Below are 24,824 nucleotides of genomic sequence, written 5' to 3' on the forward strand. Positions count from 1 at the left end.
CACCCTGTGAACCATCCCGACCGCCGTACCGGCTACGTGACCTGGCAGATCGGCCAGATCATGGCGGCCCGGATGGAGCGCGCCCTGCGCCCGCTCCGGCTGACCCTCGCCCAGCACCGGGCCCTGATGCAGGCCGTCCTCGACCCGGGGGTGTCCAGCGCGACCGCGGCCCGCAGGGCGGCGATCACCCCGCAGTCGATGGGTACGGCGGTCAACGGGCTGGTCGAGCGGGGAATGCTGGAGCGACGCACCACGCCCGGCGACCGGCGCACCCAGCGCCTGCACGCCACGGAGGCGGGTGTACGGCTCGCGGCGGAGGCCGCCGAGACGGTGGACGCGGCCCATGCCGAGGCGCTTCAGGCCCTGACACCGGCGGAGCAGGAACAGGCGCATGCGCTGCTGCTCAAGCTGTTGGCCTCACTGAATCCCTCGGCGCTGGAGGGGGGCGACAGAGGGTGAGAGGCCGGGGGTGGGACTGTTCCTACGCCGATTCCGGCCGCGGGCGCCACGTGCCGTCCAGCGGAACGCCTGCCGCCGCCGCGATCCGGTCCCGGGAGGCGAGCAGCCGGGTCCGCAGTGCGGGCAGGTCCACGCCCAGGAGTACGCCGTCGCGCTTGACCACACGGCCGGCGACGAGGACGGTGTCGACCAGGCCGGGGTGACCGGCGCTGACGATCGTGCCGGCCGGGTCGGTGACAGGGAACACGGTCAGGTCGTCGGTGCGCAGCAGGATGATGTCGGCGTCCTTGCCGGGCGTGACGCTGCCGGTCCGGGCAGCCAGCCCGCAGGACCGGGCGGCGTCGACGGTGGCGAACTCCAGCAGGTCCCGGGAACGCAGACCGCCGTCCAGGCCCCGCTGCACGGCGAAGGCCGTACGCATCGTGGAGAACATGTCGCCGCCCACCGACGGGACGTCGTCGATGGACAGGGTCGGTCGCACTCCGGCGGCCAACGCCCGTCCGGTGACCGGCGATCCGAACCCCATCTTCAGTTCGACGTCCGGGCTGATCGACAGCGAACCGCCCGCGCCGGCCAGCATCCGCAGCTCTTCGTCGCTGATCCCGTTGGCGTGCACGAACGTGGTGGTGTCCCGCAGCAGGCCGTGCTCGTGGAGGTCGGTGACCGTCCCGGCGGCCTCGATGTGCAGGCTGGTGCGCAGGCCGAGTTCGGCCGCCAGCTTCAGTTCGCGGGCGACGGTGTCCATGCCGGTGTCGTCGGGGCCGCGCAGGCCGAGCGCCATGGTGACGAGCCCGTCCCCGGCCAGGTCGGCGCGGACCCTGCGGATGTCGTCGTCGACGGGGTCGGCGGTACCCCAGCCCGCGCCGAGGCAGAAGATCGACCGGCCCGGCGCGTCCCGCAGCGCGGCGACCGCGGCGTCCTCGTGCGCGTGGCTCTGGGCGACGTGGTACCAGTCCAGCATCGTGGTCACCCCGGAGTGCAGCGCCTCCAGGCGGCCGAGCCGGGTGCCCGCGTAGACGTCCTCGGGCCGGTAGTGGGGCTTGACCGTGCGGTGCATGGCCAGCGCCCACTCCAGGAACGTCCAGTCGGCGCCGACGCCCCGGAACGCGGTCTGCCAGGAGTGGCGGTGGTTGTCGACGAAGCCGGGCATGACGATCCGGTCGGTCGCGTCGATCACCTCGGCGTCCGGCGCGTCGACGCGCTCGGCCACCTCGACGATCACACCGTCCTCGATCAGTACGTCACCGCGTTCGAGATCGCCGACGGCCGGGTCCATGCTGAGCACGGTGCCGCCACGGAGCAGGGTCTTCATCGGAGTAACTCCTTGCTGGTGGGGGGTAGTTGGAGGTGGTGGCAGGTGGTGGGAATAGCGAGGGGAGTTGGGGACAACGGGGGGCGTTGGGGATAGGGAGGGAAGTTGGGGACAACGGGGGGAAGTTGGGGACAGCGCAGGCATGGCCGCACGGTCGGGTGAAGCGACGCGGCCCATCGCCGGGCGGCCGAGCCGGTGCCGCTCAGGCGGTCGAGGCTTCGGTTCCGGTCGGCACCGCGTCCGACACCGCGTCCGCCGCCGCGACCGCGTCCGCGACCAGATCCGCCGTGTCCTCCGTGCCCGCCGCCAGCCTGACCAGCCCCAACGGGACGGATTCCGCGAGCTGTTCGTCGCTGAGCATGCCGCGCCACATGGACGCCGGATGCACGGCCAGCGACTCCACACCGCCGAGGCCGGCCGACCGGCGCGGGTAGCGCAGCTTGCCGAGAAAGGCGTCGGCGGTCTCGAATCCACCCGTGAACTCGATGCCGAGCACCCCGCCGAAGCCGCTCATCTGGTCGACGGCCAGCTTGTGTTGGGGGTGGTTCGCCAGACCGGGATAGTGCACCTTGCTCACCGCCGGATGCGCGCTCAGCGCCTTCGCGAGCGCGAGGCCGTTGGCGTTGTGCCGCGGCACCCGCAGCGGCAGGGTGCGCATACCGCGCAGCAGCAGCCACGCGTCGATCGGGCCGAGCGTGGCACCGGTGAGCAGACCGACGTCCCATACGCGGTCGAGGAGTCGGGCCGGCCCGGCCAGCACTCCGGCGGAGACGTCCGAGTGGCCGTTCAGGTACTTGGTCGCGCTGTGCCAGACCAGATCGATGCCGAAGTCCACCGGCCGCTGGTTCAGCGGGGTGGCGAAGGTGTTGTCCGCCATGGTCAACACACCGTGCGCGCGGGCGAGTTCGGCCACCGCACGGAGATCGGTGATCTGCAGCAGCGGATTGCTCGGGGACTCCACCAGGATCAGCCGGGTCTTCGGGGTCAGCGCCCGCGCGAACGCCTCCGGGTCGGTCTGGTCCACCAGCGTGGTCTCCACCCCGAGCCGCGGCAGCAGGTTCAGCAGCACCGACGCCGTACCCCCGTAGGTGGATCGCTGCCCGACGACATGGTCGCCGGCGGACACCAGGGCCAGCACGGCCGTGGTGAGCGCGGCCATCCCGGACGCGGTGACCATGGCCGCCTCGGTGTTCTCCAACTCGGCTACGACGGCGGCGACTTGGGCATGGTTCGGGTTGCCGAACCGGGTGTAGAAGTCCTTGCCGCGCGACTCCACGGCGCCCCGCGCGAAGGTCTCCGCGTCCTCGGCCGAGAACGCCGCCGTCTGGTAGATGGGCGGGGCCACGGCACGGCTGGGGTGGACCTCGCGGTCGGCGTGAACGGTGACGGTGCTCTTGCCCGGCATGGCTGCCCTTCCATGGACTGGCGGTGCGGCTCCGGGAGGCCCGACTCCAGAGGGCCGGACTCCAGGACGCGTGTCTCCATGAAGCGTGACCGACCGACGGCCCGAAGTGTCCGATTCTCGGCAACTCTGGCAGCAAATTGCGCTCTGTAGGGGCGTACGATTGTGGTAGTGAGGCCCTCCGCACAATAATCTGCCGTCATGGACGAGGTGGACCGGTCGATTCTGGCCGTGCTGGAGCAGCACGGCCGCATCAGCAACAACGAGCTCGCCGCCCGGGTCGGCCTGTCGCCGTCACCCTGTCTGCGGCGCGTGCGCCAACTGGAGGAGGCCGGGGTCATCCGCGGCTACCGCGCGCTGATCGATCCCGCCGCGATCGGCCGCGGCCTGCGCGTCTTCGCGGGCGTACGGCTGCTGCGGCACACCCGCGCGGACGTGGTCGCGTTCGAGCGCGGGGTCACCCGGCTGCCCGAGGTGGTCGCCTGCCACCACATCACCGGCAACTTCGACTATCTCCTCCAGGTCGAGGTGGCCGACCTGCCCGCCTACGAGGACTTCCACGCCCACCGGCTGGCCACCCTGCACGGCGTGGCGACGGTGAGCAGCTACGTCACCATGAAGACACTCACCGCCGACACCGAGTCCGAGTGACGGTCAGAGGGCGATGGTCCCGCGGACGCACACGACGGCGGCCCCGCTGACCCACACCGTGCCGTCCGCGTCGGCGGTGACCTCGATGCTCGCGGCCCGCCCGAGGCGCGTGCCCTGGGAGACCCGGTAGGAGGAGGGCGCGGCGCCGGTCGAGGTGAGCCACTGCCCGACACCGGCGTTCATGCTGCCGCACGCGGGGTCCTCGGGCACACCGGCGCCGGGGGCGAAGGTACGCAGCTCGAAGCGGTGCGGGTGCCCGTCCGGGTGGGCCCCGATCGCACCGACCATCGCGTCCGGGAAACCGGAGAAGCCGGGTTCGAGGGCCAGCACTTCCCCGGCCGTGGCCAACCGCACCACCGCCCACCCGGGCCCGTTGTCGACCCACTGATGGTCCAGGATCCGCTCCCGCGCGACACCGAACGCGGCCACGATCCGCCGTAGCGACTCGTCGTCGAGCGCGCCTTCCCGCACCCGGGGCGGAGCCGCGAAGGCCAGCGTGTCCTCACCGCGCCGCACGGCGACCAGTCCTACGGCGCACTCCTGCACGATGCGTTCGGCGTGCCGGGGCGTGCCGCCGCCGTCCAGCCACGCGCGCGCGGAGCCGAGGGTGGGGTGCCCGGCGAACGGCAACTCGCCCCGCGGGGTGAAGATCCGCAGCCGGTAGTCCGCCTCGGGGGTGGTCGGGGGCAGCACGAACGTGGTCTCGGACAGGTTCGTCCACCGTGCCAGCCCTTGCATCTCCTCGTCGCTCAGGTCCGTCCCGTCCAGGACGACGGCGACCGGATTGCCGGAGTAGGGGCTCGTGGAGAACACGTCGACCTGCACGAACGGGCGGGTACGCGGCTTGGTCATCAGGGGCCTCTCGATCGACTGCGGCGGAAGCGGGTCCCTCCCGGGGCCGTCCCAGATCCATTCCGGGTCCATCCCAACGGGCGCCCGCCCGCCGAGGACAGGGCCAGTCACAACAAAGTGGATCCACCGGTTGCTCCGGGCCGTTTCCGGCTGCCGGCATCGATCTGAGCCGGATACGTATGGTCGCAGCGCGGAAGACGGACAGAGGACCGGACCGGCATGCTGAAAGAAAGCCACCCGCTGAGCGAGACGGACCGTCGGATCGCCGCCGCGATGCCGGCGTCCCCGCGGGCCTCGTGGCGCACGGTCGGCCGGGTCCTGGGCATCTCGGAACGCACCGTGGTGCGGCGCGCGGCGCCCCTGTTCCACGACAGGACGCTGCGCGCCACCGCCGTACGCAACCCGCTGTGGTTCCCGGACCTGATCCCGCTGGCCCTGCGCATCCGCTGCCGGCCGAACCGGATCAGCGCGATCGCCGCGACCCTGGCCCGCCGCCCCGACACCGTCTGGGTGGACATCCTCGGCGGCGGCGACGAGATCTGCACCATCCTGTTCCTGGACGGCCCGGACGCGCGCAACTCCCTGCTGCTGCGCGACCTTCCGGCCACCCCGGCGGTCCAGTCGTGGACCTCGCACATCCTCCTGCAGGTGTTCCCGGCGGCCTTCGACTGGAGCGGCGGCCTGCTCACGCAAACGGAACTGACGAGCCTACGGCCGGAGCCCCCGCGCCCGGACAGCTCCGCCCCGGCCGCCCACCCAGCCCTCCAGCCCCTCGACCACGCGATCGTCACCACCCTGATCGAGGACGGCCGAGCCTCGTACACCGACCTCGCCCGCCGCGTCGACACCACCGCCCTCACCGCCCGCCGCCGACTGGAGGCGCTGACGGCCGGCCAGGTCGTCCGCCTCGCGACCGAGGTCGATCTGGCCCGCCTCGGCATCCGCACCGAGGCGTTGCTGTGGATCACGGTCGCCCCCGGCGGGCTGGAGGAAACGGGCCGCCGACTGAGCAGCCACCCCCAGGTCCGCTTCGCCTCGGCCACCACCGGCCCGTCCAACCTCCTGGTGGCCGTCGCCGCCGCCGACCTCAACGCCCTCTACCACTTCCTGAACGACACCATCGGCGCCCTCCCCCACATCGCCACGCTGGACGTCACCCCCATCCTGAGCGGCGTGAAGAGAACGGGCCTGGTCCGCCCAGGCAGCCTCTGACCCGCCTCTCCCCGGGGCCAGGTGAGCGAGCCGTCGCCCGCCGCCGTCCGGTCGGGCCGCGACCGCGCCTCCGACATCGTTGTCGAAAGCGCGGCCTGCCCGAAGCACGGAGCTACGGGAAGCGGCGGGCCCCGAGGGGGCACCGAACGCCGGGGCGTGTGGTCTGCCTACGGCGTGTAGCGGGCGTCACTGCCGTACAACTGCCTGGTGAACGCGGAGACATCGGCGCTGCGATCGGCGCCGTCGAGGTTGTACGTCAGAAAGACGCCGTACCCCTCACTGACCGTGCGGGCGGCGAGTGCGGCGGACGCGCTCTGCGAGGTCCCGCCGATCTGGACGGCCGCCGGCGACAGCTTCGACTTGGGCAGGGCGATGCCGGGGACCTGCCAGCTGCCGTAGTACGGGTTCCAGGCGTAGTCGAACTTGGACGAGACGTCGACGCCGCCGTAGGACAGACGGGACGCGGCCGGACCGATGTTGTAGAGGCTGATGATCTTGTTCGGCATGTTGGCGCGCAGTGCCGACACCAGGTACACGAACGAGCCGGCGTTGGGCTGGGTGGTGCCGTTGTTGCCGTAGTCGGCGTACTCGTCGTCGAAGTCGATGCCGTCGAGGCCGTACTTGGTCACGGTGTCCGACAGTTGCTTCGCGAACACCGAAGCCGTCTGCTGGGACGGGAAGTTGGCGAAGCCCGAGCCCTGGTGGTTGCCGAGCACCGAGAGGACGACCTTGATGCCCTTCTGCTGCAACGGCCGTATCTGCGTGGCGGCGTTGTCGAGGACGCGCTGCACGTTCGGGTTGAAGTACAGGGTCCCCGTCTTGGTGCCGGCGTCGTAGTTGATGTTCGCCGCGAAGATCACGGCGATGTCGAAGACGTTGGCGCCGCCGTTGGAGAGGGTGTACTTGCCGACGTTCAGCATGCTGTTGTTGTTCACCTCGACGTACGCCACCGAGGTCGGTCCCTGTTTCGCGGCAGCGGGGGCCGCTGACGCGCCGCTCGTGGCGGTCGCGCCCAAGGCGAGTGCCGCCATGGTCGAGAGCGCGAGCGCGGCCGTCCGTACTCTTCTCCGCACCGGAGTGAACATCGTTGATCGGTCTCCCATCGCATGGAGCGGCGCCCGCCTGCTCGCGAACGCCGAGTGGGTCCCCCGCCCCTTCCGTTCCCGGGACCGAATCCCCGGAACCATGCGAGAACCCTTCCCGACTCCACGCACATCGCGCCACAACTCTCAATCCGGGCAAGGGAGTTGCCGGAACGCTACGCCGACGCGGACGGACAGCGCACGCACGCCGCGGATCCGCGGCACCTCCCCTACAGCCCCACGATCTTGTTCCACTCCTTCGCGAACTCCACCCGTTCCGTGGACGTGATGTCCCGCGCGATCGCGAGGTGCTTGCGCATCGTCGCGTCCGGGAAGATCAGCGGGTTCTCGGCGAGGGCCGCCGTGTCCTTGTCCTTGGAGGCCGCGAGGACGGCCTGGGCTGCCGGGACGGGGCAGACGTAGTTGACCCAGGCGGCGAGTTCCGCGGCGACCTCGGGGTCGTAGTAGTAGTCGATCAGCTTTTCGGCGTTGGTCTTGTGGCGGGCCAGGTCGGGGATCATCAGGGAGTCCGCCCAGAGTTCGGCGCCCTGCTCGGGGACGACGAAGCGGATGTCCGGGTTGTCGGCCTGGAGCTGGATCACGTCGCCGGAGTACGCCTGACAGGCCAGGACGTCACCGCTGACCAGGTCCTTGGTGTAGTCGTTGCCGGTGAAGCGGCGGATCTGCTTTCTGCTGATCTGGGTCTGCACCTGGTCGCACACCTTGTGGAAGTCCGCGGCGGTCCACTTGGTGATGTCGACGCCGTTGCCCTGCATCAGCAGCGCGAACGCCTCGTCGAGGCCGGAGAGCAGGGTGACCCGGCCCTTGAGGTCGCTCGCCCAGAGGTCGGAGACCTGGCGGATCTCGCGGCCCAACTTGCGGTGGTTGTATGCGATACCGGTGATGCCCGACTGCCAGGGCACCGTGTACCGGCGGCCCGGGTCGAACGCGGGCGAGCTGAGCTGCGGGTCGAGGTACTTCGCCACGTTGGGCTGCGTGGAGCGGTCCATCCGCTGGACCCAGCCGAGGCGGACGAACCGCGCGCACATCCAGTCGCTCATGACGATCAGGTCGCGGCCGGTCTGCTGGTGGTTCATGAGCGCCGGGCTGATCTTGCCGAAGAACTCGTCGTTGTCGTTGATCTCCTCGATGTAGTCGACGGAGATCCCGGTCTTCTTCTCGAACGCGTCCAGCGTCGGCCGCTTCGTCTCGTCATCGTCGTCGGTGTCGATGTAGAGCGGCCAGTTCGCCCAGGTCAGCCGCTTGTCCGTGGTGGACAGATCGGCGCCGGCGCGGTCGCTCGCCTTCACATACGCGGCGGGCACACCGCACCCGGCGAGCGCGCCGAGCGCGCCGGCAGCGCCGAGCGCGCGCAGCAGGGAGCGACGGGAGGGCGGGTACGACTTCGGAGTCTTGGGCACCCGCGCAGCATGACCCGTCGCCCCGCGCCCGATCAATGGACGCTGCGTCGAGCGGCTCCCCAGGGACCCGACACCTTGTCGATCGGTTGCCTGTGAAGTAACCGCCCGTTCACACGCGACGATCAGAAGAGCGAGTAAAAAGCGCGGCCCCGGACGGTCAACTCCCGTCCGGGGCCGCGCAGTTGGTCGTACGACAGCAGCGGTTGCCTACGCCTCCAGCGAGGTCATCACGTGCTTGATCCGCGTGTAGTCCTCGAAGCCGTAGCCCGACAGGTCCTTGCCGTAACCCGACTTCTTGAAGCCGCCGTGGGGCATCTCCGCGACCAGCGGGATGTGGGTGTTGATCCACACGCAGCCGAAGTCCAGGGACTTCGACAGCCGCATCGCGCGTCCGTGGTCCTTCGTCCAGACCGAGGAGGCGAGGGCGTAGTCGACGCCGTTGGCCCACTCGATGGCCTGGGCCTCGTCCGTGAAGGACTGGACGGTGATGACCGGTCCGAAGACCTCGTTCTGGATGATCTCGTCGTCCTGCTTCAGGCCGGAGACGACGGTCGGGGCGTAGAAGTAGCCGACCTCGCCCACCCGGTGGCCGCCGGACTCCACCTTCGCGTGCGCCGGCAGCCGCTCGATGAAGCCGGTCACCTGCTTGAGCTGGTTGGCGTTGTTGAGCGGGCCGTAGAGCACGTCCTCGTCGTCCGGCTGCCCGGTCTTCGTCTCGGCCGCCGCCTTCGCGAGCGCCGCCACGAACTCGTCGTGGATCGACTCCTGGACCAGGACGCGCGTCGCCGCCGTACAGTCCTGCCCGGCGTTGAAGAAGCCCGCGACCGAGATGTCCTCGACGGCCTTGGCGATGGCCGCGCTGTCGAGGTCCTCGAAGACCACGACGGGAGCCTTGCCGCCCAGTTCCAGGTGGACCCGCTTGAGGTCCTTGGACGCGGACTCGGCGACCGCCATGCCCGCGCGCACCGAACCGGTGATGGAGGCCATCGCCGGGGTGTGGTGCTCGACCATCGCGCGGCCGGTGTCCCGGTCGCCGCACACGACGTTGAAGACGCCCTGGGGCACGATCGAGCCGATGATCTCGGCGATCAGGACCGTGGAGGCGGGGGTGGTGTCCGAGGGCTTCAGGACGACCGTGTTACCCGCGGCCAGCGCCGGGGCGAACTTCCAGACGGCCATCATCATCGGGTAGTTCCAGGGCGCGACCTGCGCGCAGACGCCGATCGGCTCGCGCCGGATGATGGAGGTCATGCCCTCCATGTACTCGCCGGCGCTGCGGCCTTCGAGCATCCGGGCGGCGCCCGCGAAGAAGCGGATCTGGTCGACCATCGGCGGGATTTCCTCGGAGCGGGTGAGCCCGATCGGCTTGCCGGTGTTCTCCACCTCGGCCGCGATCAGTTCCTCCGCGCGCTCCTCGAACGCGCTGGCGATGTCCAGCAGGAACTTCTGCCGCTTGGCCGGGGTCTCGTCCCGCCAGGCCGGGAAGGCCGCGGCGGCGGCCACCATGGCGGCGTCGACGTCCGCCTCGCCGGACAGCGGCGCGGTCGCGTACGCCTCGCCCGTCACGGGGTTGACCACCTCGGTGGTCCGTCCGTCGGCGGCGTCCCGGAACTCACCGGCGATGTAGTTCTGTAGTTTGCGCAGCCGTCCCAGTTCGGTGCTCACTGCCGGCCCTCCAAGTCCAGGTGTCCAATCACTGAGACACCCACCCTAATCGCCCGGCCCACGTTTTCAACACCCCTGATCGCACCAAGGCTGCGAAATCCGCAAGTCTCGGCCACGTAAACAACGAATTTCATCGAAGCGGCCTTGCGGAACGGTCGAGACGTCGTGCACAGTGAAGCCGTGGCCAGTCGCAGCGCAGAACCCAGGGACTCCCGCGAGTCCAGGAACGGGACTCCTCACCTGGATTCCGTCTCCCTCGCCATCATCGAACAGCTCCAGGAGGACGGCCGCCGGCCGTACGCCGCGATCGGCAAGGCCGTCGGCCTCTCCGAGGCCGCCGTGCGCCAGCGCGTCCAGAAGCTGCTCGACCAGGGCGTCATGCAGATCGTCGCCGTCACGGACCCGCTCACCGTGGGCTTCCGCAGACAGGCCATGGTCGGTGTCAACGTCGAGGGCGACGTCGAGAACGTGGCGGACGCGCTGACGGCCATGCAGGAAGTGGAGTACGTGGTGATGACCGCGGGCTCGTACGACCTCCTCGCCGAGATCGTCTGCGAGGACGACGACCACCTGCTGGACGTCATCAACAAACGCATCCGGGCGCTGCCCGGGGTGCGCTCCACCGAGAGCTTCGTTTATCTGAAGCTCAAGAAGCAGACCTACATGTGGGGAACCCGATAACCGTGAGCAAGGACCTCAGCCGCACCGCGTACGACCACCTGTGGATGCACTTCACCCGCATGTCCTCGTACGAGAACGCGCCCGTTCCCACGATCGTCCGTGGTGAGGGCACCTACATCTACGACGACAAGGGCAAGCGCTACCTCGACGGTCTCGCGGGCCTGTTCGTGGTCCAGGCCGGTCACGGCCGCGCCGAGCTGGCCGAGACCGCCGCCAAGCAGGCGAAGGAACTGGCGTTCTTCCCCATCTGGTCGTACGCCCACCCGAAGGCCGTGGAGCTGGCGGAGCGTCTCGCGAACTACGCGCCCGGCGACCTGAACAAGGTCTTCTTCACCACCGGTGGCGGCGAGGCCGTCGAGACCGCCTGGAAGCTCGCCAAGCAGTACTTCAAGCTGGTCGGCAAGCCCACCAAGTACAAGGTCATCTCGCGCGCGGTCGCCTACCACGGCACCCCGCAGGGCGCCCTGTCCATCACCGGACTCCCGGCTCTGAAGGCCCCCTTCGAGCCGCTGGTCCCGGGCGCGCACAAGGTCCCGAACACCAACATCTACCGCGCCCCGATCCACGGCGACGACCCGGAGGCGTACGGCCGCTGGGCCGCCGACCAGATCGAGCAGGAGATCCTCTTCGAGGGCCCCGAGACGGTCGCCGCGGTCTTCCTGGAGCCGGTGCAGAACGCCGGCGGCTGCTTCCCGCCGCCGCCCGGCTACTTCCAGCGCGTCCGCGAGATCTGCGACCAGTACGACGTGCTCCTGGTCTCCGACGAGGTCATCTGCGCCTTCGGCCGCCTCGGCACGATGTTCGCCTGCGACAAGTTCGACTACGTGCCGGACATGATCACCTGCGCCAAGGGCATGACCTCGGGCTACTCCCCGATCGGCGCCTGCATCATCTCCGACCGCCTGGCCAAGCCGTTCTACCAGGGCGACAACACCTTCCTGCACGGCTACACCTTCGGCGGCCACCCGGTCTCCGCCGCGGTCGGCCTCGCCAACCTCGACATCTTCGAGCGCGAGGGCCTCAACCAGCACGTCCTCGACAACGAGGCCAACTTCCTCCAGACCCTCCAGAAGCTGCACGACCTCCCGATCGTCGGCGACGTCCGCGGCAACGGCTTCTTCTACGGCATCGAGCTCGTCAAGGACAAGGCCACCAAGGAGACCTTCACGGACGAGGAGTCGGAGCGCGTGCTCTACGGCTTCGTCTCCAAGAAGCTCTTCGAGTACGGCCTCTACTGCCGCGCCGACGACCGCGGTGACCCGGTCATCCAGCTCTCGCCGCCGCTGATCGCCGACCAGTCGACCTTCGACGAGATCGAGGGCATCGTCCGTCAGGTCCTCACGGAGGCCTGGACGAAGCTCTAGCCTTCGGCGGTTCAACGGTTTATACGGCCAGGGGTGCACCCGTACGAGTGGGAAGGGCGCACCCCTGGCCGTGTGCTGTCCGGGGTCACGTCCCCCGCTCCTTAGCGTGCCTGGTAACCGATCGGCCCCGTCCTCGTTCCCCCGCTTGGGGGATTGCGGTACGGGAAAACGGATCTGAACGAGGTGTACGCGCATGGTGACCCCGCCGGACAACGACGTGCTCTGGGCACGTGCCCTCCACTTCCAGCACCAGGACGGAACGCCCGCGCTCGGCGGCGTCTCGCTCGGGGTCCGGGAGGGCGAGATCCTCGCCGTCATGGGCCCGCGCGGCAGCGGCAAGACGACCCTGCTGCGCTGCCTCTCCGGTCTGGAGCGCCCCGGCCGCGGCGAGGTCTGGTTCAACAGCGTGCCCGTGCACACCATGGGCCCGATGACCCGGGAACGGCTGCGCCGCGACCGCTTCGGCTGGATCGACCCGGCGCCCGTGCTCGTCCCGGAGCTGAACGTCTGGGAGAACGCGGCCCTCCCCCTGATGCTGCGCGGCACCAGCCGCCGGCGTGCCAAGACCGCCGCCCTGGAGTGGCTGGACCGCCTCGACATCGGCGACCACGCGCGCAAACGCCCGCACGAACTGCGCCAGGCGGAGCGCCAGCGCGTCTCGATCGCCCGTGCGCTGGCCCCGGCGCCGACGGTCCTGTTCGCCGACGAGCCGACGGCCCCGCTGCACCGCGCGGACCGCGCCCAGGTCCTGCGCACGCTCACGACGGCCGCCCGTTCGCACGGCATCACGGTCGTCCTCGCGACCCACGAGGCGGAGACCGCGGCCCTCGCGGACCGTACGGTGTCGCTCCTCGACGGACGCCGTGTGAACACGGTTCACCTTCCCCCGGTCACCGAGTCGGAAGGCCGGGCCGCGTGCTCGCTCTCCGTCTGACCCGCGGCTCGCACCCCGCCGTCCAACTGCGCCGACTGCTGGTCGCGTCTGCCTCGGCGGGCACGGGCTTCCTCCTCCTCTGCACCCTCGGCTACGCGATGGGCCACCCCGACTCCCCCGCCGCCGCGGCCCTCCGCCTCGGCTGGTGCGCGACCCCGCTGGCCGCCACCGTCTACTTCGCGATGGCCGTCGCCCGCACCGACCCGGCGACGAGACCCCGCCCCGGCCTCTCCGCGATCGGCCTCGGCCCCGCCCGCCTGATGGCCATCTCGGCGACCACGACCGCGCTGGCCTGCACCCTCGGCTCCATGCTCGCGCTGCTCTTCTTCCTCCACCTGCGCGGCGACCTCACGGGCATGCCCTTCGACGGAGCGGCCGCGGAGTTCCTGGCCGCCGACCAGCCCCTGCCCCTCCCGGCCGCACTGACCCTCCTCGCCCTCGTCCCCCTGATCGCCTCCGTCGCGGTGGCCCTCTCCCTGCGCCCCCGAGACCTCCGCCCCGCCTCCGAGAAGGGCCCCTCGAGGTCGTACGGCCGCTTCGGCGCGCAGGGCCGCCCGGGGTCCCGCGAGACCTTCGGGACGTACGGCCGCTTCGGCGCGCACCTGCGCGGCGCCGGGCGCGGCAGCGGTCCGGAGGCCGAGCCGGCCGAACAGCCCGCGCGGCCCGAGGAGTTGGAGGCCACGACCGCCACCGCTCCCGGCGACCACCCCGACCCCTCGCGCCCGGCCGCTCCCCGAGAGGCCCCTCGCGGGCTCCCCTGGGGCATCGCGGTGCTGGCCGCCGGGCTCGCCGTGGAGGCGTACGCGAGCCGGGTGAAGGACGGCGGCGGACTGTCGCTGCCCGGCGGTCTGTCCGACGGACCCGCGAGTGTCCTGGTCGGCTGGGTACTGACCGCGATCGGGCTGGCACTGGCCGGTCCCGGGCTCACGCACCTGTGCGGACGGCTGCTCCAGTCCGTCAGCCCGGGCGCGCTGCGGCTGCTGGCGGGCCGGGTGCTGATGGAGGAGGCGACCCGGATCGGCCGCCCGCTGGGCGTGGTCTGCGCGGTGGCGTCCGGCGGCTTCGCGATGACGGCGCTCTACGACGCGGACGCCCCGGCCTTCGGCCCGCTGACCACCCTCGGCCTGCTCCTGGTCACCGGCTGCACGGTGGCGACCCTGCTCACCGCCGCCCTGGAGGCCAAGCACGCCCGCGCCGACACCACGGCCGCGCTGCTCCGCCTCGGCGCCCCCGCCACCATGCTGCGCAGCGCGGCGGCCCTGCGCACGGGCGCGCTGCTCGCCCTGTTCCTCCCGCTGACCCTGTTCGTGGCGGAGCTGGCGGCCCTGCCGCTGGCCGGCCGATGAGTTTTCCACGGACCGCCGGTCTACCCACCGAACAGCACGCACGCCCGATGGGAGACACTCCGCATGTACCAGCAGATGATCTTCGTGAACCTGGCCGTGAACGACGTCGACGCGTCGAGGAAGTTCTTCACGGAGCTCGGCTACTCGATCAACCCCCAGTTCAGCACCGACGGCTGCGCCTGCGTCGTGATCAGCGACACGATCGTCACGATGCTGCTGAGCAAGGAGCGGTACGCCGACTTCACCAAGAAGGAGATCGCGGACTCGACGAGGACCAGCGAGGTGCTGCTGTGTCTGAGCGCCGAGAGCCGCGAGAAGGTCGACGAGCTCGTCGACCAGGCCATCGCGTCCGGTGGCACGGGCACGGGGGAGGCCATCGACCACGGCACGATGTACGGCCGCGCCTTCGACGACCTGGACGGCCACACCTGGGAGGTCATGTGGATGGACCCGGCGGCGGTCCAGAACTGACCGGCTCACTGCCTAGCATGGGCCCGTGCAGACGAGCCCGGCCCATGCGGCCTCCCACGACGAACGCGAGATCGAGACGGTCGAGGACTTCGACGCGACCGTCTCGGCCCGCGGCACCCTCGCCGGACACCGCGTCCAGGGCGTCGATCTGACGGACCGTACGCGGGAGTTGCTCACCACGAGCGCCGCGGGCGCCGTCTTCCTCGGCTGCCCGATGCGCGAGGAGGCGGCGGCGAAGGTCCGCGCCGACGGCGCCCTGGTCTTCCCGCCCGTCCCGCATCTCCCCTTCGACCCCTACCGCGGTCATCTCTACACGCCGGACGAGCTGTTCGCCTCGCTCGACAAGGGGTACGAGCGGACGCCGGACGCGCTCGCGTACGCCTGGTTCCAGCGGACCAAGGCGGACGGCGACATATACGCGTCGATGCTGCGCGCCGTCCACGACGACTCCGTCTCCGACGCCCTCGACGAACTCCTGCGCGGCGCACGGGTGGTGGGCGTCATGGGCGGCCACGCGATGGCGCGCGGGACGGAGGCCTACGGCGGTGCCGCGCGCCTGGGCCGTGAACTGAGCCGCGCCGGCTTCACGGTGGCGACCGGCGGCGGTCCCGGCGCGATGGAGGCGGCCAACCTGGGCGCGTACGCGGCGCCGTACGAGGACAAGATGCTGGAGGAGGCCTGCGAACTCCTCGCCGCCTCCCCGTCGTTCAGCCCCTCGATCACCGACTGGGCCCAGCGCGCCTTCGAGGTCCGCACCCGCTGGCCCAAGGGCAACCACTCGATCGGCATCCCGACCTGGTTCTACGGCCACGAGCCGCCGAACGCCTTCGCCTCCCACATCGCCAAGTACTTCGCCAACGCCACCCGCGAGGACGGCCTGTTGGCCCGCTCGAACGCGGGCGTGGTGTTTCTGCCGGGCGCGGCCGGGACCGTACAGGAGATCTTCGACAACGCGACGCCGAACTACTACGCGTCGCGCGGCGAGCCCACGCCGATGGTTCTGGTGGACCGGGAGCACTGGACCGAGCGGCTGCCGACCTGGCCGCTGCTGTGTGCACTTGCCCGGGAACGGTCGATGGAGAGCCGTATCGCCCTAGTTGACCGGATCGAGGAGGCTCCGGAAGCATTGAAACGCCTCGCAGTGTAAAACGCAGGTAAAGCCAACTGCCGCACACCGCATATGCATTGACACTGCTTACGCAGCACTTATAGACCAGTGAGACCCCTGGGGGCGGTGGTGCCTCACCTCGATTGCTGCCTCATCTCCCCCTAAACCCCCCGCAGTTGCACATCCCGTGAAGGGCAAACGTGTCCATATCTCGACGTTCCGTACGCATCCTCGGCGTCGCGTCCGCCTCGGCCGCTCTCGCGCTCGGATTCGCGGGCAACGCGCTCGCCTGCGAAATCGGCGACTTCTCCGCCTCGGCCAGCTGTGACGGCGCCAAGGGTGTCATCACCGTCACCGACGATGACGCCAGCGGTACCGAGGCGACCATTACGGTGTTCCTGGAGAACAACAACGCCGACGTCCGGCAGGTCGGCGAGGCGCAGACCGTCAAGGGCAAGGGCGAAACGGTCTCCTTCTCCGAGGACTGGCTGCCGAATGCCACGTACCGCGTCCACGTCAAGGCCGGCAACAAGGTCGACAAGGACATCTCGCCGAACCTGACCACCCCGTCCAAGGCCTGCGCGACGGAGTCGCCCAGCCCGAGCCCGACTCCGAGCGAGACCACTCCGGCCCCCTCGGACTCCGCCTCGACCCCGGCCGAGTCCGACACCCCGACCCCGTCGGCCACGGAGAGCGGCAGCACCGCTCCCGCGACGACGACGGACAACGCGCCGTCCCCGGCGGCCGGTTCCTCGAACCTCGCCGAGACAGGTGCCAACTCCAACACCGGCATGATCGCCGGTATCGCGGGCGCCTTCGTCGTCGCGGGCGGCGGAGCCGTCTACTACGGCATGCGCCGCCGCGGTGCCACCAACGGCCGCTGATCCACCTTTTGTTGTGGCCCGTCCGGTTCGTGGGGACGGGCCACACGCATGTCCGCTAGCCGCCGAGCACGACGATCTCGGTCGCGTCGAACTCCACCCCGACCGCGCTCCCGACCTCCGGCGCCTCCCGCAGCGCGCAGGCCGCCTCCAGGCGAGGCGCGTCATCCGGCCGCAGTCGTACGGCGACGTGGGTGCCCTTGAAGGTGCGGGCGACGACCGTGCAGCGCAGGCCCTCGTCGGCGGGCAACAGCCGTAAGCCCGCGGGGCGTACGAGGAGCGGGTGGGTGCCCTGGGGGGCGTCCTCCGGGACCGGCACCTTCCCCCAGGGGGTGTCGGCGGCCGCTCCGGCGATCGTGGCCTCGACGACGTTGTCGAAGCCGAGGAAGCGGGCCACGAACTCGTCGGCGGGGTGCTGCCAGACCTCAAGTGGCGTACCGGACTGGGCGATCCGCCCGTCCCGCATCACCACGACCCGGTCGGCGAGCGCGAAGGCCTCGCCCTGGTCGTGCGTGACCGCGAGCACGGTCGTGCCCAACGCGCCGAAGAGCTCACGGAGTTCGACGACCAGCCGCTCCCGCAGTGACCGGTCGAGCTGGCCGAGCGGTTCGTCGAGCATGAGGAGACGGGGACGGGGCGCGAGGGCGCGGGCGAGTGCCACCCGTTGCTGCTCACCGCCGGACAGCCCGGCGACGGCTCGGCGGGCGGCGCCCGGCAGTCCGACGAGATCGAGCAACTCGCCGACCTGGACTTCTTGTTGTTGCCTGGACGCTCCGTGCATGCGCAGGCCGAAGGCGACGTTGCCGGCCACGTCCCGCTGCGGGAACAGCTGATGGTCCTGGAACATCAGGCCCACCCCCCGCTTGTGCGCGGGCACGGTCGACTGGTCCCGGCCGTCGAGCAACACCCGCCCGGAGTCCAGGGGTTGGAGCCCGGCGACCGCCCGCAGCAGCGTGGACTTGCCGCTGCCGCTGGGCCCGAGCAGGCACACGATCTCGTGCTCGGCGACCCCGAGGTCCACGGCGTCCAGCACCGGGCGGCCGCCGAACCGTACGGTCGCGCCCGCGAGACCGAGCAGCATGTTCGGCGACGTCTTCGGCGGCATCTAGAACTCCCCGGTCCGGTCGGTGCGCAGCCGCTCAAGGACCAGCAGGGCCACCGCGCACACCACCATCAGAATCGTCGAAAGGGCCATCGCCTGGCCGTAGTTGAGGTCACCGGGCCGGGACAGCAGCCGGGCCACCGCGACCGGCAGCGTCGGGTTGTCGGGCCGCGCGATGAACACGGTCGCGCCGAACTCCCCCAGCGACACCGCGAACGCGAACCCGGCGGCGATCAGCAACGCCCGCCGCACGAGCGGCAGATCGACCTCCCGCCACACCCGCCACGGCGATGCCCCGAGCACGGCCGCCGCCTCCCGCAGCCGCCCGTCCACCGCCCGCAGCACGGGCAGCATGGTCCGTACGACGAAGGGAACGCCCACCAGCGCCTGCGCGAGCGGTACCAGGATCCATGAACTCCGCAGATCCAGCGGGGGTTTGTCGAGTGAGATCAGGAACCCGAAGCCGACCGTCACCGCCGACACCCCGAGCGGCAGCATCAGCAGCGCGTCGAAGCCCCGCACCAGCCGCCCGGCATCGCGCCGGGTCAGGGCCGCGGCGGCGAGTCCGCCGATCACCACGGCGATGGCGGTGGCGCCGACGGCGTACTCCAGCGAGTTGCCGATCGCGGCGATCGGCGGGACCAGGAAGGTGCCGCCGTCGTCGTGGGTGAGCGCCCGGTAATAGCCGAAATCCGGTGTGTCGAGCGACCGTTGGACCAGCACGGCGAGCGGCAGCACGAGCAGCAGCAGGACGGAGACCAGCACTCCGGCGAGCAGGGACCACTGGCCGGCCCCGCGCGGGCGCCTCGCGGTCACCGCCGGGTCCACCAGCCGTAGGGCCGTCTCCCGCCGTCGTACCGTCCAGGCGTGGACGGCGAGGATCGCGCCGACCGCGACGAACTGGACGATCGTGAGCACGGCCGCCGTGGAGAGGTCGAAGATCTCCGAGGTCTGGCGGTAGATCTCCACTTCGAGGGTCGAGAAGGTCGGACCGCCGAGGATCTGCACCACACCGAAGGAGGTGAAGGTGAACAGGAACACCATCAGCGCGGCGGCGGCCACGGCGGGCGCGAGCGCGGGCAGCGTCACCTTCCGCCAGGCCCGCAGCCGGGAGGCGCCGAGCATCCGGGCGGCCTCCTCCTGACGCGGGTCGAGTTGGGCCCAGAGGCCGCCCACCGTCCGTACGACGACCGCGTAGTTGAAGAAGACGTGCGCGAGCAGGATGGCCCACACGGTGGTGTCCAGCCGTACGCCCCACAGGTCGTCGAGGAGTCCGCCCCGGCCGACGAGCGCGAGGAAGGCCGTGCCGACGACGACCGTGGGCAGCACGAAGGGGACCGTCACGACGGCCCGCAGCACCTGCCGTCCCGGGAAGTCGAAGCGCGCGAAGACATACGCGCCGGGGAGCGCGATCAGCAGCGTGAGCGCGGTCGAGGCGAGCGCCTGCCAGGTGGTGAACCACAGGACGTGCCGGATGTCGGACTGGGCCAGCACGTCCCCGATACGGCCCAACTGCCAGGCGCCGTCGGCCTTGAGACCCCGTCCGACGATGGCCGCGACGGGGTAGGCGAAGAACACCGCGAAGAACGCGACGGGCAGGGCCATGAGGCCGAGCCGTGTCGCACCACCCCTGTTTTTAAGGGACTTGCGCGGTGCCTCTTCCGCTACTTCAGTACGAGCGAGGTCCACGACTTGACCCACTGGTCCCGGTTGGCGGCGATCTTCGCGGGGGCCATGGTCTCGGGATCCGGGGCCTGGCGACCGTACTCGACGAACTCCTGCGGCACCTGGGCGCCTTGGATCACCGGGTACACGAACATGTTGAGCGGCATGTCCTGCTGGAACTCCTTGGTCAGCAGGAAGTCGATGAAGGCCTTGCCGCCCTTGGTGTTCTTGGCGTTGCTGAGCAGTCCCGCGTACTCGGTCTGCCGAAAGCAGGTGCCGTACGACACCCCGGTGGGCGCGGTGGTCGGCTTCGGGTCGGCGTAGATGACCTCGGCGGGCGGCGAGGAGGCGTAGGAGACGACGAGGGGCCGGTCACCGCCCGCCTTCCTGCCGCCGGCCGAACCGGAGAACTCCTGGTCGTAGGCCTGCTCCCAGCCGTCGACGACCTTCACGCCGTTCGCCTGGAGCTTCTTCCAGTACGCCTGCCAGCCGTCGTCCCCGAACTGCGCCGCGCTGCCCAGCAGGAAGCCGAGGCCGGGTGAGGAGGTGGCCGCGTTCTCGGTGACGAGGAGGTTCTTGTACGCGGGCTCGACCAGGTCAGCGAAGGAGGCCGGCGGGGTCAGCTTGTGCTTGCTGAAGTAGGCCTTGTCGTAGTTGACGCAGATGTCGCCGGTGTCGATGGGCGTGACCCGGTGCTTGGCCTCGTCGACGCGGTACGCGGGCTTGACGGTGGCGGAGCCCTTCGCGTCGTAGGACTGGAAGAGGCCGTTGTCGAGCGCGCGGGAGAGCAGGGTGTTGTCGACGCCGAAGAAGACGTCGCCCTGGGGGTTGTCCTTGGTCAGGATCGCCTTGTTGACGGCCTGGCCGGCGTCGCCGTCCTTGAGGACCTTGACCGTGTAGCCGGACCGCTTCTCGAAGTCCTTGAGGACGCTCTTCGAGACGGCCCACGAGTCGTGGCTGACGAGGGTGACGGTCTTGGAGTCTCCGCTGCTCCCGTCCGACCCTGACCCGCACGCGGAGAGCGCGACCAGGCCGAGGCCGACGAGGACAGCACAGTACTTCTTGGTGTTCACGGTGATGACCGAACTTCCTACCCAGAATGACCTGGGCGAGGTTCAGAGGGTCTGCGGCCCGATTGCCGCACTCTCAGCGCTGCGCGCTCCCCTGTCGGATATGAAGGTGTACGTACAGGTGGTACGGGTGAAGATTACCGCTCGGTGGCCGCGAGCTGGCCGCACGCTCCGTCGATCTCCTGGCCACGGGTGTCCCGGACGGTGACCGGCACCCCGTGAGCCGCGATGGCCTCGACGAACGCCTTCTCGTCCTCGGGACGGGAGGCGGTCCACTTCGAGCCCGGCGTCGGGTTCAGCGGGATCAGGTTGACGTGCACGGGCTTGCCCTTGAGGAGGCGGCCGAGGCGGTCGCCGCGCCACGCCTGGTCGTTGATGTCGCGGATCAGCGCGTACTCGATGGACAGCCGGCGTCCCGACTTCGCGGCATACTCCCAGCCGGCGTCGAGGACCTCGCGGACCTTCCACCGGGTGTTGACGGGGACCAGGGTGTCGCGCAGGTCGTCGTCAGGCGCGTGCAGCGAGATCGCGAGGCGGCACTTGAAGCCCTCGTCGGAGAAGCGGTGGATCGCCGGAACCAGTCCGACCGTCGAGACGGTGATCCCGCGCTGGGAAAGCGCGAGGCCGTCCGGCTCGGGGTCGGTGAGGGCGCGGATGGACTGGACGACCCTCTTGTAGTTGGCGAGGGGCTCGCCCATGCCCATGAAGACGATGTTGGAGAGACGGGCAGGTCCGCCCGGGATCTCGCCGTCCCGCAGCGCCCGCATGCCGTCCACGATCTGGTGCACGATCTCGCCGGTGGACAGATTGCGGTCCAGGCCGGCCTGACCGGTCGCGCAGAACGGGCAGTTCATCCCGCAGCCCGCCTGCGAGCTGATGCACATGGTGACCCGGTCCGGGTACCGCATCAGCACGGACTCCACGAGCGTCCCGTCGAACAGCCGCCACAGCGTCTTGCGGGTGGTCTCCTGGTCGGTCGACAGATGCCGTACGACGGTCATCAGCTCAGGAAGCAGCGCCTCCTGGAGCTTGGCGCGGGAACCGGCGGGGATGTCGGTCCACTCCGCCGGGTCGTGCGCGAGGCGCGCGAAGTAGTGCTGCGAGAGCTGCTTGGCGCGAAACGGCTTCTCCCCGATCGCGGCGACGACTTCCTTGCGCTCCGCGGGCGTGAGATCGGCAAGGTGCCGCGGCGGCTTCTGGGCTCCGCGGGGGGCGACGAATGTGAGTTCTCCGGGCTTAGGCATGGCCCTACCAGTGTCGCAGACATACGAAGAGGGACTCGCCGCCCTGTGGACAACGAGCCCCTCACGTACAGAACCGCAGGTCAGGCCGTATTTCAGCCGGATCCCACGAACAGCACCAGCAACAGCCACACCACGGGCGCCGTCGGCAGCAAGGAGTCAAGCCGGTCCATGATGCCGCCGTGGCCCGGCAGCAGCGTGCCCATGTCCTTGATGCCGAGGTCCCGCTTGATCATGGACTCGCCGAGGTCGCCCAGGGTGGCGCTGGCCGCGACCGCGAGGCCCAGGACGAGACCCTGCCACCAGCTGCCGTCGTCGATCAGGAACTGCATGCAGAGCGCGCCCGCCACCATCGCGAAGGACACCGCTCCGAACAGGCCCTCGCGGGTCTTTCCGGGGCTGATGCGCGGGGCGAGCTTGTGCGTGCCGAAGCGCCAGCCGATGGCGTACGCCCCGGTGTCGCTGACCACGGTCAGCAGCAGGAACGTCAGGACCCGCCAGGCGCCGTCGTGGGCGGTGAGCATCAGGGCGACGAACGTGGCCAGGAACGGCACGTAGAACGCCGCGAAGACGCCCGCCGTGACGTCCTTGAGGTAGCCCTCCGGCGGTTCCGTCATCCGCCATACGAGGACGGCGAGCGCCGTGAGCGCCATGGCGACCCAGGCGCCCTCGGCACCCCGGACGTATCCGGCGACGACCATCGCCGCACCGCCGACCGCCAGGGGCACGAGGGGCGCCTTGATGCCCTTGCGCTCCTGGAGCCGCGAGGTGAGCTCCCACAGACCGACCACGACGGCGACCGCTATCACTCCGACGAACGCGGCCTTCACCACGAAGAGGGACGCCACGATCACCACGGCGAGCCCGACCCCGACCCCTATGGCCGCACCCAGGTCCCGGCCCGCGCTCTTCTTCTGCGGGGCGGGTGCCGGTGGCGGGACGTCGGGCATGGGCTCCGGATTCTGCGGCACCGCCCCGTAGGGCTGCGCCTGCGGCGTGTCAGAGGGCTGCGTCCGCGGGTCGTACGACGGCGACTGCCGTACGTCGTACGGCGGCTGCTGCGTCTCGTCGCGGAACAAGGGGCCGCTCAGCCGAGCGGCCCCCCGGTCGTCATCCTGGTGTCCGCCGTATGCGGGCTCGTCGGGCACGATGGGCATGGGGCGAGTCTGCTGCGCCTCAGGCGCATCGTACGTGGGACCCGCCGGGGCAGCCCCCTGGACAGGCCCCTGGTCGGACGGCCCCCAGTACCCGGCTTGTGGCGGTGCTCCCCAGGAAGAGTCGTTCATCAGACCTCGAGCAGCTCCGCTTCCTTGTGCTTCAGGAGTTCGTCCACCTGGGCGACGTACTTCGCCGTGGTGTCGTCGAGCTCCTTCTCCGCACGACGGACCTCGTCCTCGCCGGACTCCTTGTCCTTGACCAGCTTGTCCAGGGCGTCCTTGGCCTTGCGGCGGACGGCGCGGATGGACACCTTGGAGTCCTCGGCCTTGGTCCGGGCGACCTTGATGTAGTCCTTGCGGCGCTCCTCGGTCAGCTCGGGGAACGTCACTCGGATGATGTTGCCGTCGTTGCTGGGATTGACGCCCAGGTCCGAGTCGCGGATCGCCTGCTCGATGTTCCGCATCGCGGTCTTGTCGAACGGGGTCACCACGGCCATGCGCGGCTCCGGCACGGAGAACGAAGCCAGCTGGTTGATCGGCGTCAGCGCTCCGTAGTAGTCCGCCACGATCTTGTTGAACATCGCCGGGTGCGCACGGCCGGTGCGGATCGCGGCGAAGTCCTCCTTGGCGACCACGACGGCCTTCTCCATCTTCTCCTCGGCCTCGAGGAGGGTCTCTTCGATCACCACTTGCTCCTGCGTGTCTTGAGTAGGCCCGGCTGCTGTGCTGTGTCGGCGTCGGCGGCCGGCTGCGTCGCGTCTTCTTCCTGCACGGTTCCCGACCGGCAGGACATTGTCCATCCCCCGGTCAGGGTCATCAGGCCTGGCTGCCTTGGTCACCCACAAGCGTGCCGATCTTCTCACCCTTGACGGCGCGGGCGATATTGCCCTCCGCCAGAAGCTCGAAGACCAGGATCGGAAGCTTGTTGTCGCGGCACAGGGTGATGGCGGTCATGTCCGCGACCTTGAGGTCCTGGGTGATGACCTCGCCGTAGCTGAGCGCGTCGAACTTGACGGCCCCGGAGTTCGTCTTCGGGTCGGAGTCGTAGACCCCGTCCACGCCGTTCTTGCCCATCAGCAGCGCCTCGGCGTTGATCTCCAGGGCGCGCTGGGCGGCGGTGGTGTCGGTGGAGAAGTAGGGCATGCCCATACCGGCGCCGAAGATGACCACGCGGCCCTTCTCCAGGTGCCGCACGGCGCGCAGCGGGATGTACGGCTCGGCGACCTGGCCCATGGTGATGGCGGTCTGGACGCGGCTGTCGATGCCCTCCTTCTCCAGGAAGTCCTGGAGCGCGAGGCAGTTCATCACCGTGCCGAGCATGCCCATGTAGTCGGAGCGGGCCCGGTCCATGCCGCGCTGCTGGAGTTCGGCGCCGCGGAAGAAGTTGCCGCCGCCGATGACGACGGCGACCTCCGCGCCGTCCCGTACGACGGCCGCGATCTCACGGGCGATCTTGTGCACCACATCGGGGTCGACGCCCAGGCCCCCGCCGCCGGAGAAGGCCTCTCCGGACAGCTTCAACATGAACCGGCCGCGTACTTTGCCGTCGTCGCTCTTCTGGGCCTTGGTGGTCATGACGTTCTCGCCTCTTTTACGTGGTCGCACATACGAAGAAGGCCACTGCCGGTGGGGTGTCGTTCGCATCCCATGCTCGGCAATGGCCTCCTCGTCAGATCTGCTGTCGTCCGCCACGCGCGCGTGCGCGACGGCGTACCGGCCCGACTGTTGACGACCCTAGCGGGATTCCG

23 protein-coding genes and 1 riboswitch are annotated in these 24,824 nt (G+C 70.1%); of the genes, 10 read left to right on the top strand and 13 right to left on the bottom strand.

What is annotated here, in order from left to right:
• The first annotated feature begins 6 nt into the window (after window positions 1-6).
• Window positions 7-459, top strand: coding sequence for a MarR family winged helix-turn-helix transcriptional regulator (locus ACIRRY_RS30275; protein WP_403978641.1), 453 nt, complete (start codon window positions 7-9; stop codon window positions 457-459).
• 22 nt (window positions 460-481) lie between these two features.
• Here ACIRRY_RS30275 and ACIRRY_RS30280 read toward each other — a convergent pair whose 3' ends face one another.
• Complete coding sequence (locus tag ACIRRY_RS30280) at window positions 482-1,771, bottom strand: amidohydrolase family protein (protein WP_403978644.1); 1,290 nt, start codon at window positions 1,769-1,771, stop codon at window positions 482-484.
• A 202-nt stretch (window positions 1,772-1,973) separates the two neighbouring features.
• Window positions 1,974-3,176: a trans-sulfuration enzyme family protein gene (locus ACIRRY_RS30285; protein WP_403978646.1), complete on the bottom strand. Its 1,203-nt coding sequence runs from the start codon at window positions 3,174-3,176 to the stop codon at window positions 1,974-1,976.
• Between the two features lie 198 nt (window positions 3,177-3,374).
• On the opposite strand from ACIRRY_RS30285, the gene ACIRRY_RS30290 reads away from it, so the two are divergent.
• A complete protein-coding gene (locus ACIRRY_RS30290; protein ID WP_403978649.1) occupies window positions 3,375-3,824 on the top strand; it encodes an Lrp/AsnC family transcriptional regulator in 450 nt (149 codons plus the stop codon).
• Between the two features lie 3 nt (window positions 3,825-3,827).
• Here ACIRRY_RS30290 and ACIRRY_RS30295 read toward each other — a convergent pair whose 3' ends face one another.
• The gene (locus ACIRRY_RS30295) at window positions 3,828-4,676 is read right to left on the bottom strand and encodes a PhzF family phenazine biosynthesis protein (RefSeq protein ID WP_403978652.1); all 849 of its coding nucleotides are present in this window, start codon (window positions 4,674-4,676) and stop codon (window positions 3,828-3,830) included.
• Between the two features lie 219 nt (window positions 4,677-4,895).
• Here ACIRRY_RS30295 and ACIRRY_RS30300 point away from each other — a divergent pair, with 219 nt between their 5' ends.
• Window positions 4,896-5,888, top strand: coding sequence for an Lrp/AsnC family transcriptional regulator (locus tag ACIRRY_RS30300; RefSeq protein ID WP_403978655.1), 993 nt, complete (start codon window positions 4,896-4,898; stop codon window positions 5,886-5,888).
• Window positions 5,889-6,055: 167 nt separating this feature from the next.
• On the opposite strand, the gene ACIRRY_RS30305 is transcribed toward ACIRRY_RS30300, so the two are convergent.
• From ACIRRY_RS30305 to ACIRRY_RS30315, 3 genes are all read right to left on the bottom strand, one after another.
• Window positions 6,056-6,973, bottom strand: coding sequence for an endo-beta-N-acetylglucosaminidase H (locus tag ACIRRY_RS30305; protein WP_403978657.1), 918 nt, complete (start codon window positions 6,971-6,973; stop codon window positions 6,056-6,058).
• A 227-nt stretch (window positions 6,974-7,200) separates the two neighbouring features.
• The gene (locus ACIRRY_RS30310) at window positions 7,201-8,391 is read right to left on the bottom strand and encodes a spermidine/putrescine ABC transporter substrate-binding protein (protein WP_403978659.1); all 1,191 of its coding nucleotides are present in this window, start codon (window positions 8,389-8,391) and stop codon (window positions 7,201-7,203) included.
• A gap of 207 nt (window positions 8,392-8,598) precedes the next feature.
• On the bottom strand, window positions 8,599-10,056 hold the full coding sequence (locus tag ACIRRY_RS30315; RefSeq protein ID WP_403978662.1) for a gamma-aminobutyraldehyde dehydrogenase: 1,458 nt from the start codon (window positions 10,054-10,056) through the stop codon (window positions 8,599-8,601).
• 165 nt (window positions 10,057-10,221) lie between these two features.
• Here ACIRRY_RS30315 and ACIRRY_RS30320 point away from each other — a divergent pair, with 165 nt between their 5' ends.
• From ACIRRY_RS30320 to ACIRRY_RS30350, 7 genes are all read left to right on the top strand, one after another.
• The gene (locus tag ACIRRY_RS30320; RefSeq protein ID WP_200685121.1) at window positions 10,222-10,737 is read left to right on the top strand and encodes an Lrp/AsnC family transcriptional regulator; all 516 of its coding nucleotides are present in this window, start codon (window positions 10,222-10,224) and stop codon (window positions 10,735-10,737) included.
• Window positions 10,722-12,101 carry an aspartate aminotransferase family protein gene (locus tag ACIRRY_RS30325; RefSeq protein ID WP_403978666.1) on the top strand — a complete coding sequence of 460 codons (1,380 nt, stop codon included), beginning with the start codon at window positions 10,722-10,724 and terminating at the stop codon, window positions 12,099-12,101. The genes ACIRRY_RS30320 and ACIRRY_RS30325 overlap by 16 nt, the downstream gene beginning before the upstream one ends.
• Before the next feature lie 193 nt (window positions 12,102-12,294).
• The gene (locus ACIRRY_RS30330; RefSeq protein ID WP_403978670.1) at window positions 12,295-13,035 is read left to right on the top strand and encodes an ABC transporter ATP-binding protein; all 741 of its coding nucleotides are present in this window, start codon (window positions 12,295-12,297) and stop codon (window positions 13,033-13,035) included.
• Window positions 13,017-14,381 (top strand): hypothetical protein, encoded by a 1,365-nt coding sequence (locus ACIRRY_RS30335; RefSeq protein WP_403978673.1) that lies wholly within the window; start codon window positions 13,017-13,019, stop codon window positions 14,379-14,381. The genes ACIRRY_RS30330 and ACIRRY_RS30335 overlap by 19 nt, the downstream gene beginning before the upstream one ends.
• Before the next feature lie 63 nt (window positions 14,382-14,444).
• Entirely contained in the window at window positions 14,445-14,852 is a 408-nt protein-coding gene (locus ACIRRY_RS30340) for a VOC family protein (protein ID WP_403978675.1), read from the top strand.
• Window positions 14,853-14,877: 25 nt separating this feature from the next.
• On the top strand, window positions 14,878-15,999 hold the full coding sequence (locus tag ACIRRY_RS30345) for an LOG family protein (RefSeq protein ID WP_403978678.1): 1,122 nt from the start codon (window positions 14,878-14,880) through the stop codon (window positions 15,997-15,999).
• Between the two features lie 161 nt (window positions 16,000-16,160).
• Complete coding sequence (locus ACIRRY_RS30350) at window positions 16,161-16,844, top strand: LAETG motif-containing sortase-dependent surface protein (RefSeq protein WP_403978681.1); 684 nt, start codon at window positions 16,161-16,163, stop codon at window positions 16,842-16,844.
• A 55-nt stretch (window positions 16,845-16,899) separates the two neighbouring features.
• Here ACIRRY_RS30350 and ACIRRY_RS30355 read toward each other — a convergent pair whose 3' ends face one another.
• The 7 genes from ACIRRY_RS30355 to pyrH form a co-directional block, all read right to left on the bottom strand.
• A complete protein-coding gene (locus tag ACIRRY_RS30355; protein WP_403978685.1) occupies window positions 16,900-17,946 on the bottom strand; it encodes an ABC transporter ATP-binding protein in 1,047 nt (348 codons plus the stop codon).
• Window positions 17,947-19,548: an ABC transporter permease gene (locus ACIRRY_RS30360; RefSeq protein WP_403978687.1), complete on the bottom strand. Its 1,602-nt coding sequence runs from the start codon at window positions 19,546-19,548 to the stop codon at window positions 17,947-17,949. It lies immediately after the preceding gene.
• Between the two features lie 59 nt (window positions 19,549-19,607).
• The gene (locus ACIRRY_RS30365; protein ID WP_403978691.1) at window positions 19,608-20,681 is read right to left on the bottom strand and encodes a thiamine ABC transporter substrate binding subunit; all 1,074 of its coding nucleotides are present in this window, start codon (window positions 20,679-20,681) and stop codon (window positions 19,608-19,610) included.
• Window positions 20,678-20,784, bottom strand: a riboswitch (TPP riboswitch). Its footprint overlaps the gene before it by 4 nt.
• Before the next feature lie 31 nt (window positions 20,785-20,815).
• Window positions 20,816-21,922, bottom strand: a complete 1,107-nt coding sequence (gene rlmN, locus ACIRRY_RS30370; protein ID WP_403978693.1) for a 23S rRNA (adenine(2503)-C(2))-methyltransferase RlmN — start codon at window positions 21,920-21,922, stop codon at window positions 20,816-20,818.
• Window positions 21,923-22,014: 92 nt separating this feature from the next.
• Window positions 22,015-23,205, bottom strand: coding sequence for a phosphatidate cytidylyltransferase (locus ACIRRY_RS30375; RefSeq protein ID WP_403978695.1), 1,191 nt, complete (start codon window positions 23,203-23,205; stop codon window positions 22,015-22,017).
• Complete coding sequence (gene frr / locus ACIRRY_RS30380; protein ID WP_403978698.1) at window positions 23,205-23,762, bottom strand: ribosome recycling factor; 558 nt, start codon at window positions 23,760-23,762, stop codon at window positions 23,205-23,207. Before frr ends, ACIRRY_RS30375 begins: the two co-directional genes overlap by 1 nt.
• Before the next feature lie 130 nt (window positions 23,763-23,892).
• Window positions 23,893-24,651 (bottom strand): UMP kinase, encoded by a 759-nt coding sequence (pyrH, locus tag ACIRRY_RS30385; RefSeq protein WP_403978700.1) that lies wholly within the window; start codon window positions 24,649-24,651, stop codon window positions 23,893-23,895.
• Window positions 24,652-24,824 lie beyond the last annotated feature (173 nt).

This window comes from Streptomyces sp. NPDC101776 (genome assembly GCF_044766845.1).
GTDB lineage: Bacteria > Actinomycetota > Actinomycetes > Streptomycetales > Streptomycetaceae > Streptomyces.